Here is a 15,654-nt window from a genome sequence, read left to right as displayed (position 1 = left end):
GCCGTGGCCGGCGGGCCGGCGTGGGGCCGGCGCGACCGCGGCCGGCGGGACCGGCGCGGCGGCGGACACGGCGACGGTCTGCTGACCGGACCACGCCGCGTCCGGCAGCTCGCAGAGCAGTCCGGAGGGCAACAGGACGGTCGCGGTGGTGCCGTGGGGCGAGCGCCGGTCCAGCTGGACCCGGATGGCGTGGCGGGCGGCGAGGCGCCGCACCACGGCCAGTCCCATGTGGCGGACCGAGTCGTCGGTGAGCTTGGGCTCGTCGGACAGCCGGCCGTTCAGCTCGGCGAGCCGGTCGGGGGGCAGCCCGATGCCGTCGTCCTCGATGCGGACCAGCACGCTGCCCGAGTCGGTGAGGTGTGCGCTGACGCGGACTGAGGTGTCCGGCGGCGACTGCTTGGCCGCGTTGTCGAGCAGCTCCGAGAGCAGCCGGCCCAGGTCGTCCGCGGCGATGCCGACCACCCCGAGCTGGGGCACCCGTCCGATCGAGACCCGGGAGTACCCGTCGATCGAGGACATGGCGGCGCGGATGACGTCCACGATCGACGCCGAGTCCGAGATCGCGTCGCTGGCGTCGCGTCCGGCAAGCACCCGCAGGTTCTCCGCGTTGCGGCGCAGGCGCGCCGCGAGGTGGTCCAGCTTGTAGAGCTCGGCGAGGCGTTCCGGGTCGGCCTCGCCGTCCTCCATCCGCTCGAGCAGCGCCAGCAGCGAGTCGACGAGGTTGAGGTCGCGCAGCGCGATGCTCGCGCAGATGTCGACGACCGCACCCTCCGGCTCCTGGTGGACCATCGGCTCGCGGGAGCCCTCGATCACCCGGGGCAGCGCCGCGGTCTGGCCGCGCGGCGGGTCCAGGAACTGGACGGCCGCGACGCGGGAGCGTTCGAGCAGATCGCGGGAACGTTGGAGCAGATGTCTGGCTCGGGTGGTCATTGTGTCCCAACGGTTTCGTCACGAGCGGGTGCGGGCCGACTGCGGACGGCGACGCGGCACATACAACCAGACCCCCCAGGCGGGTGGCAACGACGGGTCCTTACTCCACTGCGGACAGTAACTGGACAACGATGTCCACTATGTCCGGCACAACCGCCGTGACGAGGGAGAACAGTTGGCAGGACGCCAACGAGTTGATCACTATGCGTTCGGCTGGGGTGGGCCAGGTCTCACCCGTTCGGGTGTCGGCAGGAGGCCGGTCGGCGGGTCCCGGGGACCGGCCGACCGGGGGTGACCGGGCTCCGCCGTACGCGCCAGCCGCGCCAGCCGCGACAGCCGCTAGCCCTGCTCCTCCGCCTCCCGGGCCGCGCGCTTGCGGCGTTTGCCCTCGTGCATCGCGACCACCCGGGCGACCGGGATCTCGTGTCCCTCGGCGACGAGGTCGTCCGGGAGCCGCTGCGGGTCCGGGAGCGCCTCGGCCCACGGGTCCCGGTCGCCGAGCAGAGCGGGCGCGGTGCGGATGGTGAAGTCGCTCGGGTGCACCTCGTCGGCGTCGGCCCAGGCGACGGGGAACGAGACCGGCACCCCCGGGCGCAGCCGGGGGCTGTACGCGGCGATCACCGTCGCGCCGTGCGCGCGGGTCGAGTCCACGAACACCTTGTCCTCGCGGTCGGACTTGATGTAGGCGGTGGTGGCGACCGACGGGTCCAGGCGCGCGGCGCGGGCGGCGATGGCGCGGGTGGCCGCCGCGGCGTCCTCCGGGGCGGTGGCCGGGTCGACCGGCACGAACACGTGCACGCCCTTGGCGCCGCTGGTCTTGAGCGCCCCGGCCAGGCCGAGCTCGGCCAGCGCCGCGCGGACGAGCTTCGCCGCCTCGACCGCGGCCCGCAACCCGTCCGGGAGCTGCCCCTCCGGCGGGTCGAGGTCGAGCACGAGGTGGGTCGGGTGCGGCATGTGCTCGGCGCGGAAGAGCGTGGCGTGGTACTCGACGGCCCGCTGGTTGGCGAACCAGACCAGCGTGCGGCGGTCGTCGCACAGGGCGTAGGAGATCGTGCGGCGGGACGCCTCGGCCCACACGTCCACCGTGCGCACCCAGTCCGGGGTGTACTTCGGCACGTTCTTCTGCATGAACGGTGCCTGCCCCGGCCGCACCCGCATCACCGAGAGCGGCCGGTCCCGCAGGCCGGGCAGGATCCGGTCGCTCACCGCGTCGAGGTAGTCGACCAGGTCGCGCTTGGTCGCCCCGGCGCCGTCGAACAGGTCCTGGTCGAGGTTGGTCAGCGCGACGCCGTCCCGCGACTCGGTGCTCTTGGTGGCCGCCATGCCGACCACCTCACCGCGCCGGCCCGGCCGGGTCAACCGTCGGCCGGGGGGTGTCGGTGCCGGCGACCTGCGCGCGTCTGGTGGATCTTGGTCGATGCGGTTCGTGATCCGGGTGGTTCCTGGCAAGGCGGAGCGTCGGCCTCGTACCGGGTCGTACTCGGTCGACGCGACAACGCCGCCAGGGGCCGTCCGGGCGCGGACCGCGCGGCCGGAGATCCACCAGACGTGCCCTAGGGTGCCTGGCATACGGGTTCGGGAGGAGTGGTAGGTGGGCGCGCGGTGGACTGTGGACCGGGTGCTCGGGCTGGCTCCCGACGCCGGGTCCGCCCGGGCCGCCCGCGGCCTCGCCCGCCCGGGTACCTGGTCGGCGCTGGGCAGCAACGAGTCGCTGGTGTGGGGCAGGTGCCAGGGCAGCGCCCGGGAGCCCTACCAGGTGACGGTCGACCTGAACGAGCCCGCGTTCCGGTGCACCTGCCCGAGCCGCAAGTTCCCCTGCAAGCACGGTCTCGCGCTGCTGCTGATGTGGGCTGCCGGCGACGGCACCGTCGCCGACCTCGACACGACGGCCGACTTCGCCGCGGCCTGGGCACACGAACGGGAGGCGAGGGCCACCCGCGACACCCGCCCGCCCGACCCCGAGGCGCGGGCCCGGCGGGTCGCCGAGCGGGAGAGCCTGATGTCGGCCGGGCTCGACGAGTTCGAGCGCTGGCTGTTCGACCTCGTGCGCCAGGGCCTCGCCGCGGTGCGGAGCCAGCCGGCCGAGTTCTGGGAGACGGCCGCGGCCAGGCTGGTCGACGCGCAGGTGCCCGGGCTCGCCGAGCGGGTCCGGGCGATGGGTTCCGCCGTGCACGCCAGGACCGACTGGGCCGCGCACCTGCTCGAATCGCTCGGCCGGTGGTACCTGGCGGTGCGGGCCTGGCGGCGGCGGGCCGCGCTCGACCCGGCCACGACGGGCGACCTGCGCGCCGTGCTCGGCTGGCCGCGACGTTCCGAGGAGGTGCTGGCCGGCGAGCGGGTGCGTGACCGGTGGTGGGTGCTCGGCCTGCGCCAGGACGAGGACGAGCGGCTGCTCTCCCAGCGCACCTGGCTCTACGGCGAGGAGTCCGGCGAGACCGTGGTCCTGCTGGACTTCGCCGCGGCCGGCGGCGCGCTGCGGGTGCCGCACGTCCTGGGCTCGGTGCTCGACGGGGAGCTCGCCCACTACCCGGGCTCGCCACCGCGGCGCGTGCTGCTGGCCGGCGAGCCGACGACCGGCGCGGGCGCGGGGCTGCCGGTGACCGACACCGTGCTCCGCGCGCTCGACCTGGCGGCGACCTGGCAGGCGGGCAACCCGTGGCTGGAGCGGATCCCGATGGCGCTGGGCGCGGTCACCGTCGTACCCCGGGAGGGCGGGCCGGTGCTCGTCGACCGGGACGGGACGGCGCTGCGCCTGGCCGCCGACGTGGACGTCTGGCCGCTGCTCGGCCTGTCCGGCGGGCACCCGGTCGACCTGTTCGGCGAGTGGGTCGACGGCCGGTTCCACCCGTGCAGCCTCGCCACCGACGGCGCGCTGGTGTCGGTGTGAGCACGCCCGCCCCCGACTCCTGGGAGTCACTGCTGGGTGCCGCGGTCGTGGGCACCGGGCGCCGGGCGGTACCCGAGGGCGTGCTCGCCCGCCTCGCCGAGGTCGACGCCGACTCCCCCGAGGCGACGGTGCTCGCCGCGGCCGCGGTCCTCGGGGCCTACCGTCGTGCCGGGTGGACACCGCCGCCGTGGCACGGGACGCCCGACCCGCCGGCCGAGCCGGACCCCCGCCCGCTGTGCTCGGCCACCGCGGCGCAGCTGCTGGAGCTCCTGCTCGACCGCGGCATCCAGGTCGACGGCGGCAACGAGCTGCTGGTCGCGCACTGGTCGCGTGCCTGCGCCCGGGCCGGGACACGCCCGCCAGCCCCCCTCGTCCTCGCCCTCCTGCGGCTGGCCACCACGGCCTCCGGGCTGCGCGAGGACGTCCGCACGGTCACCGGACCGCGGGGCGCCTGGCTGGCCCGGCGCAACCCGCGGTGGTCCTGGGCGGCTCCCGTCGACCTCGGCGACCCCGCCGAGGTCGACGACCGGTTCGCCACCGGGACCTGGGCCGAGCGGCTCGCCGTGCTCGCCGCCGTGCGGCGCGCCGACCCGGCGGCGGGCCGCCGGCTCGTGGAGCGGACCTGGGCCGACGAGCAGGCTGCCGCCAGGGCCGGGTTGGTCGACGCCCTCGCGACCGGGCTGTCCGAGGCGGACGAGCCGTTCCTCGAGTCCGCCCTGGACGACCGGGCCGCGACCGTGCGCGCGGCGGCCGCGGCGCTGCTGGACCGGCTGCCGGGCTCCCGCCGGGCCGCGCGGATGGCCGAACGGGTCCGCGACCTCACCCCGCCGGAGGAGCTGGACGCCGCCGCGCGCCGGGACGGGGTCACCGACCAGCGCGAGCACGGTCAGGGCCGCTCGGTGTCCTGGCTGATCCAGATGCTCGGCGCGGCCCCGCTGGGCGAGGTCCCGGCCGACCTGGCGGCGGCCCGGCCCGAGCTCGTCCTCGGCTGGACCAGGGCCGCGCTGCGCCAGCGGAACGAGCGCTGGCTCGCCGCGCTCGCCGAGGTGCGGCCGACGCCCGAGCTGCTCGGCGCGCTCCCGCCGGAGCGGGCCACGGCGGTCGTTGCGCGCGAGCCGACCGTGGACGCCCGGTTCGCCGGGCTGCTCGCCGCCTGCCCTGGGCCGTGGTCGCCGGAGTTCTCCCGGGAGATCGTCGGGCGGCTGCGTACGGCCAGGACCGAGGGCACGCTCACGCTCGCGTTCCAGGCGCTCGCCAGGCACCTGCACCACACCGCGCTGCCCCAGGTCGAGGAGTGGCTCGAGGCCACCCCGGTCGACCGGCGCGCCCGCCGCCGCACCCTGCGCGGCCTCGCCAACGCACTGACCATCCGCCGGACCATCGAGCAGGAGTTCCCCTCATGACCGCCACGACCGAGGTGCTGCGCGCCCACGCCGAGGACCAGCACGCGTCGGAGCTGGCCGCGCTGGCCGCCAACGACGACCGGCCGCGGCCGCCGAACTGGCGCATGTCCCCCTGGGCCGTGGTGACCTACGTCCTGGGCGGCGAGGCCGGGGACGGCACCCCGATCACGCCGAAGTACCTGGGTGGGCGGCGACTGGTCGAGGTGGCCGTCGCGACGCTGGCCACCGACCGCGCGCTGCTGTTGCTCGGCGTGCCCGGCACGGCCAAGACCTGGCTCTCCGAGCACCTCGCCGCGGCCGTCTCCGGCGACTCGACCCAGCTCGTGCAGGGCACCTCGGGCACGTCCGAGGAGTCCATCCGCTACGGCTGGAACTACGCGCGCCTGCTGTCGGAGGGGCCGTCCCGGCGCGCGCTGGTGGCGAGCCCGGTCCTGCGGGCGATGGAGGGCGGCGGGATCGCCAGGATCGAGGAGCTCACCCGGATCCCGTCCGACGTACAGGACGCGTTGATCACCGTGCTGAGTGAGAAGACCCTGCCGATCCCGGAGCTGGACGACGAGGTGCAGGCCCGCGGCGGGTTCAACGTGATCGCCACGGCGAACGACCGGGACCGCGGCGTGAACGACCTGTCCGCCGCGCTCAAGCGCCGGTTCAACGTCGTCGTGCTGCCGCTTCCCGAGGACGTCGAGTCCGAGGTGGAGATCGTGCGGCTGCGGGTCGGCCAGCTCGGCGCGGCGCTGCGCCTGCCGGCCGAGCTGGAGGCGGTCGAGGAGATCCGGCGGGTCGTCACGGTGTTCCGCGAGCTCCGCGAAGGGGTCACCGCCGACGGCCGCACGAAGATCAAGTCTCCCTCGGGCACGCTGTCGACCGCGGAGGCGATCTCGGTGATGACCAGCGGCATGGCCCTCGCCGCGCACTTCGGCGACGGGGTGGTGCGGGCAGCGGACGTCGCGGCCGGGCTGCAGGGCGCGGTGGTCAAGGACCCGGTGGCCGACCGGCTGGTCTGGCAGGAGTACCTCGAGGCCGTGGTGCGCGAGCGCAGGCCGTGGGCGGACCTCTACCGCGCCTGCCGAGAGCTCGGCTGAGCGGGTTCGGCGACCTCGTGGCGGAGCGGGCGCGGCGGACGGCGCGGGAGCTGGCGGGGCGGGTCCACGTGCTGGGGATCCGGCACCACGGGCCGGGGTCGGCCCGTGCGGTCCTGGGCGCGCTGGAGCGGCTCTCGCCCGCCGTCGTACTGATCGAGGGTCCGCCGGAGCTGGACGCGGTGGCACCGCTGGCCGCGGCGGCCGGGATGCGGCCGCCGGTGGCGGGGCTCGTGTACGCGGTCGACGAGCCGGCCACCGCCGCCTTCTACCCGATGGCCGTCTTCTCCCCGGAGTGGGTCGCCCTGCGCTGGGCGCTCGAGCACGACCGTCCGGTGCGGTTCCTCGACCTGCCCGCCACCAACGCGCTCGTGCTCGGCGAGCGGGACCGCGACCGGTTCGACCCGATCGCCGCGCTGGCCGCCGCCGCCGGCTACGACGACCCCGAGCGCTGGTGGGAGGACGCGATCGAGCTGCGCTACCACGGGCTCGAGGTGTTCGACGCGGTCGTCGAGGCGATGCGGACCCTGCGCGAGGGCCAGGACGTCGACCTGGTCACCCGGCGCCGGGAGGCGGCGATGCGCCGGGTGCTGCGGTCGGTGGCCCGCACCGAGCGCGGACCGATCGCCGTGGTCTGCGGGGCCTGGCACGCGCCGGTGCTGGTGCCGGAGGCCTTCCCCACCATCGCCGCGGACACCGCGCTGCTCTCGGGGCTCGGGACGACGAAGGTGGCCGCGACCTGGGTGCCGTGGACCTCCTCGCGGCTGGCCAGGGCCAGCGGCTACGGCGCCGGCATCGACTCCCCCGGCTGGTACCACCACCTGTTCACCGCGCCCGACGAGGTGGTCCCGCGGTGGCTGGTGCGGGTGGCCCGGCTGCTGCGTGAGGAGCAGCACGACGTGTCCTCGGCCGCGGTGATCGAGGCGGTGCGTCTGGCGCACGCGCTGGCCGGGCTGCGCGGTCGTCCGCTGCCGGGACTCTCCGAGCTCTCGGAGGCCGCGCAGGCCGTGCTCGCCGGCGGCTCGCCGGTGCCGATGCGGTTGGTCGCCCGCCGGCTGCTGGTGGGCGACATCCTCGGCCAGGTACCGGCCCAGACGCCGATGGTCCCGCTCGCCCGCGACCTCGCCGCCACCCGCAAACGCCTGCGGCTGCGGCAGAGTGCCGCCGAGCAGACCCTCGACCTCGACCTGCGCACCGAGTCCCAGCTCGCCCGCTCCGTCCTGCTGCACCGGTTGCTGCTGCTCGGCGTCCCCTGGGGAACGCCGGCCGAGGTCGGCCGGACCCGGGGAACCTTCCGCGAGGCCTGGAGCCTCGAGTGGCGCCCGGAGCTGGAGGTGGCGCTGATCGAGGCGAGCGTGCACGGCACGACAATCGCCTCGGCCGCGACCTCGGTACTCGCCCAGCGCACGGCCGCGGCCGATGTGGCGGAGCTGGCCGAGCTGGTGGACACCACGCTCACCGCCGACCTGCCCGAGGCCCTGGGCACCGTGCTCGAGGCGCTGGCCGACCGGGCGGCCCGCCAGCACGACACGACCCGGCTGATGGCCGCGGTGGAGCCGCTGGCCCGGGTACGCCGCTACGGCAACGTCCGCCGCGCCGACACCGAGCTCGTCCAGCGGGTCCTCGCCGGCCTGGTCACCCGGATCGCGGTCGGCCTGCCCGCCGCCTGCACCGCCCTCGACGACGACGCCGCGGCCCGCCTGCGCGAGTTGGTGGACGCGGTCCAGCGCGGCGTGGCCCTGCTCGACCAGCCGGAGCTGCGCCGGGAGTGGCAGCGGGCGCTGGGCACGGTGGCCGAGCAGCCCGGCGTGCACGGACTGGTCGCCGGCCGGGCCACCCGCCTGCTGCTGGACGCCACGCTGGTCGAGGTCACCGAGGCCGGCCGGCGGTTGTCGGTACGCCTGTCCCCCGGCGCCGACGCCGTCGCCGCCGCCGCGTGGCTGGACGGCTTCCTCTCCGGCGAGGCCGCCCTGCTGGTGCACGAGCCGGAACTGCTCGCCGTCGTCGACCGCTGGACCTCTACTGTGGCAACCGACGTGTTCGACCGGCTACTTCCGTTGCTGCGCCGCACCTTCGCCGCCTTCGCCCCCGCCGAACGCCGCGCCATAGGCGAACACGTCACCCGCCTCCACCAAGGAACGCCCGCCCGGGTAGCCGCTTCCGAAGAGGTCGACCACGACCGCGCCAGCCGAGTACTCCCCCGCATCCTCGAAATCCTGGGCAACAGATGAACGACGACACACCACAACCCAAGGCGAACGACACCCGACAGTCCGGGGACGCGGAACTGCGGTGGAGACTGATTCTCGGGGGTGGGGAGGCTGAAGGTACTGGCGTCGAGTTGTCCGGAGTGGACCTGAAGCGCGATGCCACCCTGGACGCGCTGTACGGGGAGGAGCGCAAGGGCGGCCTCGGTGGCTCCTCACCGCGGGTCGCGCGCTGGCTCGGCGACATCCGCGGCTACTTCCCCGCGCCCGTCGTCCAGGTCATGCAGCGCGACGCGATGGAGCGGCTGGGCCTGCGCCAACTGCTGCTCGAGCCGGAGCTGCTGGAGTCGGTACAACCCGACGTGCACCTGGTCGGTGCGCTGCTCAGCCTCAACCAGGCGATCCCCGAACGCTCCCGGGAGACCGCGCGGGCCGTCGTGCGCACGGTGGTGGAGGAGCTCGAGCGCCGGCTGGCCCAGCCGACCAGGCAGGCGGTGAGCGGGGCACTGCACCGGGCCGGGCGCACCAGCCGCCCCCGGGCCGGGGACATCGACTGGAACCGCACGATCCTGGCGAACCTTCGCCACTACCAGCCCGAGCACCGCACGGTGGTCCCCGAGCGGCTGGTCGGCTACGGCCGGCGGCTGCCGCAGGTGAGCCGGGAGGTCGTGCTGTGCCTGGACCAGAGCGGGTCGATGGCCTCCTCGGTGGTCTACGCGGGCGTGTTCGGCGCCGTGTTGGCCTCGGTGCGGTCGCTGCGCACCCAGGTCGTCGCGTTCGACACGGCTGTCGTCGACCTGACCGAAGCCCTCACCGACCCGGTGGAGCTCCTGTTCGGCGTGCAGTTGGGCGGCGGCACCGACATCAACGCCGCGCTCGCCTACTGCCAGGGCCGGATCGACAATCCGCGCGACACGATCCTCGTCCTGGTCACCGACCTGTTCGAGGGCGGTGACGAGGAGGAGATGCTGCGCCGGGTCCAGGCCATGGTGGCCAGCGAGGTCCAGGTGGTCTGCCTGCTGGCGCTGTCCGACGAGGGCGCCCCCGCCTACGACCACGACAACGCCGCCGCGCTCGCGGCGCTCGGCGTGCCCACCTTCGCCTGCACCCCGGACCAGTTCCCCGGCCTGCTCGCCGCCGCCATCCAGCGCGAGGACCTCGCCGGCTGGGCGACCGGGAACGGCATCGTGCTCACCGCGCCGGAGGAGGGCGGCTGACGCGGCGGCTCAGAGCCCGGCCAGCACCCTGCGGTACTCGGCGGTGTCGCGCGCCTCGGGGATGCCGTTGACGACCTTCCAGCGCACGGTCCCCGCCTTGTCGATGACGAAGGTGCCGCGCACGGCCACGCCCCGGTCCTCGTCGAACACCCCGTAGGCCCGGGCGACCTCGCCGTGCGGCCAGAAGTCGGCCAGCAGCGGGAACTTGTAGCCCTGCCGCTCGGCCCAGGCGCGATGGGCGAACATCGAGTCGACCGACACCGCCAGCACCTGCACGTCCTCGGTGTCGGTGAGGTCGGCCAGCTCGTCGCGGACCGAGCAGAGCTCGCCCTCGCAGATGCCGCTGAACGCCAACGGGTAGAAGACGAGCAGGACGTTGCTCCTCCCGCGGAAGTCCGAAAGCTTCACCGGCTTTCCCTGCTGGTCCACCAGTTCGAACTCCGGCGCCCGCTGGCCAGTCTCGACAGCCATGGCCCGTCCTTCCTCGATTCCGGGAATTCTTCCTCCGCTGCGAGGATGGCCCGCCGTGCCGGGAAAGGCATCTCCTCCGGTGCGCTGGTCGCCCCGCCTCGGCACGAAGGAAGATGCCGGGCGAAAACCGCCGAGTCGACAATGGACCACGACCGAGGCGCTGATCACGCGGATCCGGTTCGGACCTTCTTTGATGGGAGCGCAGATGCGTTTTGTCTCCGGCGGTCGGCGGACCGCGGTCGCGGTCATCGGTCTCGGCTACGTCGGCTCCTGCATCGCCGGCACCCTGTCCGCGCGGGGCCTGGACGTGGTCGGGATCGACACCGACGCCAGGCTGGTCCGCGAGCTGGACGAGGGCGGGTGCCGGTTCGAGGAACCGGGTCTCGCCGAGCGCCTCCTCGCCGGCCTGCGGTCGGGCCGCCTGCGGGTCACCACCGACTACGCGGCGGTCCGGGAGGCGGACGTCGTGCTGATCACCGTCGGCACGCCGGTACGTGAGGACGGCTCACTGGCCGAGGAGCAGCTACAGGGTGCCTGTGTGGAGCTGAGCAGGCACCTGCGCGCGGGACAGCTGGTGGTGCTCAAGAGCACCGTCCCACCGGGAACGACCCGCAGCCTGGTGCTGCCCCTGCTTGGGCGCAGCGGCCTGCGCCCCGGCATCGAGTTCGGGCTGGCGTTCACCCCCGAGCGGCTCGCGGAGGGCACCGCCCTGCACGACCTGGACACCTTCCCGATCGTGGCCGGCGGCCTCGACGCCGACGCCACGGCGGACGCCGCGCGGTTCTGGCGCGACGCGCTCGGCGTCGAGGTGGTCCCGCTCGACTCGCTCGAGGCCGCGGAGCTGGTGAAGCTGGCCGACAACTGGTGGATCGACCTCAACATCGCGCTGGGCAACGAGCTCGCCAAGTTCTCCTCGCTCTACGGCGTCGACGTGCTGGACGTGATCAGCGCGGCGAACACGATCCCGAAGGGCCAGGGGTACGTGAACATCCTGCTGCCCAGCGTCGGGGTCGGCGGCTCGTGCCTGACCAAGGACCCGTGGATGGTGTGGCACTCCGCCCGCCAGCGCGGCCTGGACATCCTGACCGCGCCGGCCGGGCGCGAGGTCAACGCCGGCATGCCGGAGTACACGGCGCGGCTCGCCGTGGACGAGCTGACCAAGCTGGGCAAGGACCCGGCGGCGTCGAAGGTCGCCGTGCTGGGGCTGGCGTTCAAGAACAACACCGGCGACCTGCGCGCCACCCCGACCCGGGACGCGGTCGCGGCGCTGGTCCGGGCCTGCGGCAGCGTGACCGTCCACGACCCGCTGGTGGACCCGGCCGAGGCCGAGGCACTGTTCGGCATCCGCCCGGCGGCCGACGTCGAGGAGGCCGTGCGGGACGCGGACTGCGTCGCCGTGCTGGCCCTGCACCGGGCGTTCGAGGACCTCGACTTCGGGGCGCTGCCGGTGGCCGAGTCCTGCCTGGTGCTGGACGGGCGCGCGTACTACTCGCGGGAGAAGATCGCCGCGCTGCGGGAGCTCGGCTTCGGCTACCGGGGGATCGGGCGGTGAGCCGGGTCGTCGTCACCGGTGGCTGCGGGTTCATCGGCCGGCACCTCGTCGAGCGGCTGGTCGACCGTGGCGAGGCGGTGACCGTCTTCGACGGCGCTCCGCCCCCGCACGGGCCGGTCACCACGTTCGTCGCCGGCGACGTGCTCGACCCGACGGCGCTCGCCACGGCGATCACCGCCGACGTCGACCTGGTGGTGCACCTGGCCGCGGTGGTCGGCGTCGACCGGTACCTGAGCCGGCCGCTGGACGTCATCGACATCAACGTCACCGGCACCCGGAACGTGCTCGAGCGGGCGGCGGAGGTGGGTGCCCGGGTGGTCGTCGCGTCCACCAGCGAGGTGTTCGGGAAGAACCCCGCCGTGCCGTGGCGCGAGGACGACGACCGCCTGCTCGGGCCGACGTCGGCGGACCGCTGGGCCTACTCGTCGAGCAAGGCGCTGACCGAGCACCTGACGTTCGGCTTCGTGCGCCAGCGCGGGTTGCGGGCCACGATCCTGCGGTACTTCAACGTGTACGGCCCAGCCCAACGGCCGGGCTTCCTGATCAGCCGCTCGATCCACCGAGCCCTCAACCGCCGGCCGGTCGTGGTCTACGACGACGGCCGCCAGACCCGCTGCTTCACCTACGTCGCCGACGTGGTGGGCGCGACGCTGCGTGCCGCGGAGAGCCCGCGTGCCGTCGGCCAGGCGTTCAACATCGGCAGTATGACCGAGACCACGGTCGCCGAGGCGGCGTCGCTGGTCGCTTCCCTGGCCGGCCCGGGTGTCGAGGTGACGTCCGTGAACACCCGGTCCGCGCTCGGATCGTCCTATGAGGACCTGCAACGCCGGGTCCCCGACAACGGCAAGGCACGCGCCCTGCTGGGCTGGCGGCCCACGACCGGCCTGACCGAGGGCGTCGCCGCCACGATCGAGTGGGCCCGCGCCAACCCCTGGTGGACCGCTCTCCCGGACTCCGGCGCCGACCCCGACCTGGCCGCCGCCGCCTGACCCCGTTCCGTGACACCCACACCTCCCCTGGCGGTTTCCGGCCAGGAACGGGTCACCTGAATGGTTGACAAAGTAACGTGAAGGTGCGTCGCGCCGAATATCGTTACACCTCTGGGTTCGACATTCCGAAAACCTGTGAACCGCTGTCGAGCAGAGCACGTCTCATCTTTCGACGGGCCGATCCGCCAGATCAGGGGAGGAGATCATGATGGATGGGTACACGTTCGATCCGGAGTCCTTTCAGGAGGTTCGCCGCTCCTGGACCGATCTTCTCGCGGGGCTGGAAAACGATCTCAAAGCCGCGGAAAGGCTGATGGCCGTCCAGGCGCCGGGGCACGAACCGGCGAGCGGTTTCGTCGCCGCGACCCAGAACGACTCCGGAAAGGCCCTGTTGGGCTCGATCACCGAGATGCGCGCCTTCGCGCTGGGTTATCTGCGCAGCCTCGACCACTCGCAGCGGGAATACCAGGCGCGGGAGACCAGCGGCGTCGACACCTTCCGGACGGAGGCAGGCTGACATGGCCGACGAGTTCAACGCGGGCGAGGCAGTCGGCGGGATGATCGGTTTCGCGGTCGCCGGGGCACCTGGGGAGTTGGCCGGCCGCCTGCTCGGCGGTGCCGTCGCCGACGCCTACTCGAACAAGCCGGTTCCCGGGTACCACGCCACCACCGTGCGCAACGACCTGGCGCCGGAGGACGTGACGCTCACCGCGCACGAGATCTACCGGCGCATCACCACCGGACACGGTTCGGGGAGCCTGCTGGCGGCCAGGGACACCGCGGCTGAGCTGGCGGGCAGCCTCGCCGACCGAGTCGGCCAGATCGAGGCGGCGCGTGGGGCGAGTACCGGGGCGTGGCAGGGTGAGGCGTCCCAGCGGTCCCTGACGGCGGCAGCCCGGCTGTTCAACAGCCTCACCGTGGCGCAGCGGCAGCTCGCGGTGAACTCCCGGGCGCTGGACGCGGAGCTCTCGGCGTTCGATCACATCCGAGCGAACGTCGAGCCCGTCCCGGAGAGCCCGCCGCAGAGCGGGTTCCTCAACAGCGCCAACCCGTTCCAGACCGACGTGGACAAGGCCATCAACGACTACAACGCCAAGGCGGCCAAGAACGTCGCCCTGTACGAGGGGTACTCCGTGGACACCGCCGCGGCACGGAGCCAGGTCCCGCTCAGCTACCCGATGACGGTGCCGCCGGCCGAGTCGACGGCACCGACCGCGGGTACCGCGGCTCCCCTCGCGGCGGCCCCGACCGCACCTCCGGGGGCCGGCCCGGCTGTCGACACCGCGTCCGCCGCACCCACCACGACGAGCACGACGGACGGCGGGACGCCGACGGTGCCACCGCCGGCCGGCGGTGCGTCGGGCACGCCTGGGGGAACCACCGGACAGGGCGCCGCCGCGACCGATCCGCTCGGCCGGCAGGCGGCCGGCCTGACCTCGCCGAACGCGGCGGCGGCCGGCGGCGCGCCAGTGCTGCCCGTCCTGCCCGGCACCTCTGTGGGGGGCGCGTCGGCCAACCGCCGGTCCCTGCCGGCCGGGGCGTCCGGGGCGCAGCGCGGACTCAGCGGTGCCGGTCCGGGCGTCGGTCCGGGCGCCGGTGGCTTCGGCGGCTTCGGTGTCGGCGGCACTCCCGGCGGTCCCGGTGCCGGCGGTCCCGGTGTGGGCGGTTCCGGTGCCGGCGGTCCTGGTGCGGGCGGTTCCGGTGCGGGCGGTTCGGTCGCGCGTGGCGGCCCCGCGGTGGGCACCGGTCCGATCCCCGGCCAGTCCTCGACCGCCCCGCCGCCCGGCCGGGGCGGCCTCGCCGGTGCGACCCCGCGCGGGGCTGCCGGGCCGGGCGGTCCACTGGGCGCCCCGACCGGCCGGAGCGACGGCGACGAGGACGCCGAGCACCACGTGAAATACCGCATCGAACCGGACGGCGAGGAGCTGTTCGGCACCGACGAGTTCACCGCGCCGCCGGTGATCGGTGATTACCGGCCGACCAGGTGAGGCGGAGGAGACCATGCTGAGCGGGAACGTCACCCTGAACCTGACGACCGTGCACGCGCTGGTCAGGTGGCGGCACGCCGAGCCGCACCCGGTCCTGGCCACCACGCCTGCGTGGTACGACGAGCAGACCCGGCGCGCGATGGACCGGCACGCCCTCGGCGAGCTGGACCACAACGGGCTCCTGCGCGACGGCCGGCCGGTCGCGGACCTGGAGGCCGTCGTCGGTGTGCTGGTCCGCCCGGACCGCGAGCACTACGGCTGGATCACCACCACCGTCGACGGCCGGCCGTTCCGCTACGGCGTGCTCGCGGCGGCCACCCACCAGGAGGCGGTGCTCGCGGTCCGCAACAACGAGACCGACGTCACCGTGCTCGCCGCCATCCGCCCGGAGGAGCTGACCAGGGCGTTCCTCGCCCAACTTCCGGCGGTCCCGCCGGCGGCGGGGCGCCTGGTGAGCGCGCCGTACCAGGAGTTCCTGGCCACCGTCGACCCGGCCGAGGACGGCTTCGCCGGCTTCGGCACGCGGCAGAGCCCCGAGGTGCGGACGATCCGGGCCGTACTCGACCGACCCCGCACGGGCGGCGGCAGCCTGTACACCGCCGGCCGAACCAGCGCCGTCGGCAGCCGCCAGCGGGCCGACCAACCGCTCAACTACGTCGACACCACGACCGGGCGCTGGCTCACCCAACTGGACCTCACCGCGAACGGCACGCTGGCCGTACTCCGGCCCGGCTCCGTCGACCTGGTCGCCGAGTACCTCACCCACGCCGCCAACGACGCCTCCGCCCACCTGACCCGATGACCGCTGCCCGCGGGACGGCGAGTACCGCCCCCGCCGCGAACACCTAGGGCGCGTCCGCACAGTCCCGGTCGATGGGCTTCGTGATCCAGGTCGTCGCTGGCAAGGCGGAGGGCAGGCCTCGTACCG

13 protein-coding genes are annotated in these 15,654 nt (G+C 74.3%); 10 read left to right on the top strand and 3 right to left on the bottom strand.

The genetic code is table 11. From position 1 onward, the window contains the following. Together BU204_RS30825 and BU204_RS30820 are read right to left on the bottom strand one after the other, a co-directional pair. Positions 1–930: sensor histidine kinase (locus BU204_RS30825; RefSeq protein ID WP_075129309.1), on the bottom strand; the 930-nt coding region annotated here is incomplete at its 3' end. A gap of 339 nt (positions 931–1,269) precedes the next feature. After that, entirely contained in the window at positions 1,270–2,253 is a 984-nt protein-coding gene (locus tag BU204_RS30820; RefSeq protein WP_075129308.1) for a DNA polymerase domain-containing protein, read from the bottom strand. 268 nt (positions 2,254–2,521) lie between these two features. Between BU204_RS30820 and BU204_RS30815 the strand changes: the two genes are divergently transcribed. The 5 genes from BU204_RS30815 to BU204_RS30795 are packed head-to-tail and all read left to right on the top strand — an operon-like array spanning position 2,522 to position 9,726. Beyond that, a complete protein-coding gene (locus tag BU204_RS30815; RefSeq protein ID WP_233160781.1) occupies positions 2,522–3,817 on the top strand; it encodes an SWIM zinc finger family protein in 1,296 nt (431 codons plus the stop codon). After that, a complete protein-coding gene (locus BU204_RS30810; RefSeq protein ID WP_075129307.1) occupies positions 3,814–5,220 on the top strand; it encodes a DUF5691 domain-containing protein in 1,407 nt (468 codons plus the stop codon). The genes BU204_RS30815 and BU204_RS30810 overlap by 4 nt, the downstream gene beginning before the upstream one ends. After that, positions 5,217–6,305 (top strand): ATP-binding protein, encoded by a 1,089-nt coding sequence (locus BU204_RS30805; RefSeq protein WP_075129306.1) that lies wholly within the window; start codon positions 5,217–5,219, stop codon positions 6,303–6,305. Before BU204_RS30810 ends, BU204_RS30805 begins: the two co-directional genes overlap by 4 nt. Continuing rightward, entirely contained in the window at positions 6,266–8,533 is a 2,268-nt protein-coding gene (locus BU204_RS30800) for a DUF5682 family protein (RefSeq protein WP_332888601.1), read from the top strand. The genes BU204_RS30805 and BU204_RS30800 overlap by 40 nt, the downstream gene beginning before the upstream one ends. Then, complete coding sequence (locus tag BU204_RS30795) at positions 8,530–9,726, top strand: VWA domain-containing protein (RefSeq protein WP_083661789.1); 1,197 nt, start codon at positions 8,530–8,532, stop codon at positions 9,724–9,726. The genes BU204_RS30800 and BU204_RS30795 overlap by 4 nt, the downstream gene beginning before the upstream one ends. A 9-nt stretch (positions 9,727–9,735) precedes the next feature. Here the strand turns inward: BU204_RS30795 and BU204_RS30790 are convergent, their stop codons facing one another. Beyond that, positions 9,736–10,197 carry a peroxiredoxin gene (locus BU204_RS30790; protein WP_075129305.1) on the bottom strand — a complete coding sequence of 154 codons (462 nt, stop codon included), beginning with the start codon at positions 10,195–10,197 and terminating at the stop codon, positions 9,736–9,738. Between the two features lie 205 nt (positions 10,198–10,402). Here BU204_RS30790 and BU204_RS30785 point away from each other — a divergent pair, with 205 nt between their 5' ends. The 5 genes from BU204_RS30785 (at position 10,403) to BU204_RS30765 (ending at position 15,528) form a co-directional block, all read left to right on the top strand. Continuing rightward, the gene (locus tag BU204_RS30785; RefSeq protein WP_075129304.1) at positions 10,403–11,749 is read left to right on the top strand and encodes a nucleotide sugar dehydrogenase; all 1,347 of its coding nucleotides are present in this window, start codon (positions 10,403–10,405) and stop codon (positions 11,747–11,749) included. Continuing rightward, on the top strand, positions 11,746–12,738 hold the full coding sequence (locus BU204_RS30780; protein WP_075129303.1) for an NAD-dependent epimerase/dehydratase family protein: 993 nt from the start codon (positions 11,746–11,748) through the stop codon (positions 12,736–12,738). The genes BU204_RS30785 and BU204_RS30780 overlap by 4 nt, the downstream gene beginning before the upstream one ends. 205 nt (positions 12,739–12,943) lie before the next feature. Further along, on the top strand, positions 12,944–13,255 hold the full coding sequence (locus tag BU204_RS30775) for a PE domain-containing protein (protein ID WP_075129302.1): 312 nt from the start codon (positions 12,944–12,946) through the stop codon (positions 13,253–13,255). Between the two features lies 1 nt (position 13,256). Next, positions 13,257–14,726: a PPE domain-containing protein gene (locus BU204_RS30770; protein ID WP_075129301.1), complete on the top strand. Its 1,470-nt coding sequence runs from the start codon at positions 13,257–13,259 to the stop codon at positions 14,724–14,726. 13 nt (positions 14,727–14,739) lie between these two features. Next, entirely contained in the window at positions 14,740–15,528 is a 789-nt protein-coding gene (locus BU204_RS30765; protein ID WP_075129300.1) for an ESX secretion-associated protein EspG, read from the top strand. The last annotated feature ends 126 nt before the right edge of the window (positions 15,529–15,654 follow it).

Origin of the sequence: Actinophytocola xanthii, from assembly GCF_001921205.1 — a bacterium.
In the GTDB taxonomy this organism is placed as follows: domain Bacteria; phylum Actinomycetota; class Actinomycetes; order Mycobacteriales; family Pseudonocardiaceae; genus Actinophytocola; species Actinophytocola xanthii.
Note: the sequence above shows the minus strand (reverse complement) of the source record. Positions and strands in the feature narration are given on the sequence as shown.

What these genes read in the sequence shown, in the direction of transcription:
- BU204_RS30785 (WP_075129304.1), top strand. Translation starts at nt 10,403, where the DNA reads ATGCGTTTTGTCTCCGGCGGTCGGCGGACCGCGGTCGCGGTCATCGGT.
- BU204_RS30820 (WP_075129308.1), bottom strand. Translation starts at nt 2,253, where the DNA reads ATGGCGGCCACCAAGAGCACCGAGTCGCGGGACGGCGTCGCGCTGACC.
- BU204_RS30795 (WP_083661789.1), top strand. Translation starts at nt 8,530, where the DNA reads ATGAACGACGACACACCACAACCCAAGGCGAACGACACCCGACAGTCC.
- BU204_RS30775 (WP_075129302.1), top strand. Translation starts at nt 12,944, where the DNA reads ATGATGGATGGGTACACGTTCGATCCGGAGTCCTTTCAGGAGGTTCGC.
- BU204_RS30770 (WP_075129301.1), top strand. Translation starts at nt 13,257, where the DNA reads ATGGCCGACGAGTTCAACGCGGGCGAGGCAGTCGGCGGGATGATCGGT.
- BU204_RS30765 (WP_075129300.1), top strand. Translation starts at nt 14,740, where the DNA reads ATGCTGAGCGGGAACGTCACCCTGAACCTGACGACCGTGCACGCGCTG.
- BU204_RS30805 (WP_075129306.1), top strand. Translation starts at nt 5,217, where the DNA reads ATGACCGCCACGACCGAGGTGCTGCGCGCCCACGCCGAGGACCAGCAC.
- BU204_RS30790 (WP_075129305.1), bottom strand. Translation starts at nt 10,197, where the DNA reads ATGGCTGTCGAGACTGGCCAGCGGGCGCCGGAGTTCGAACTGGTGGAC.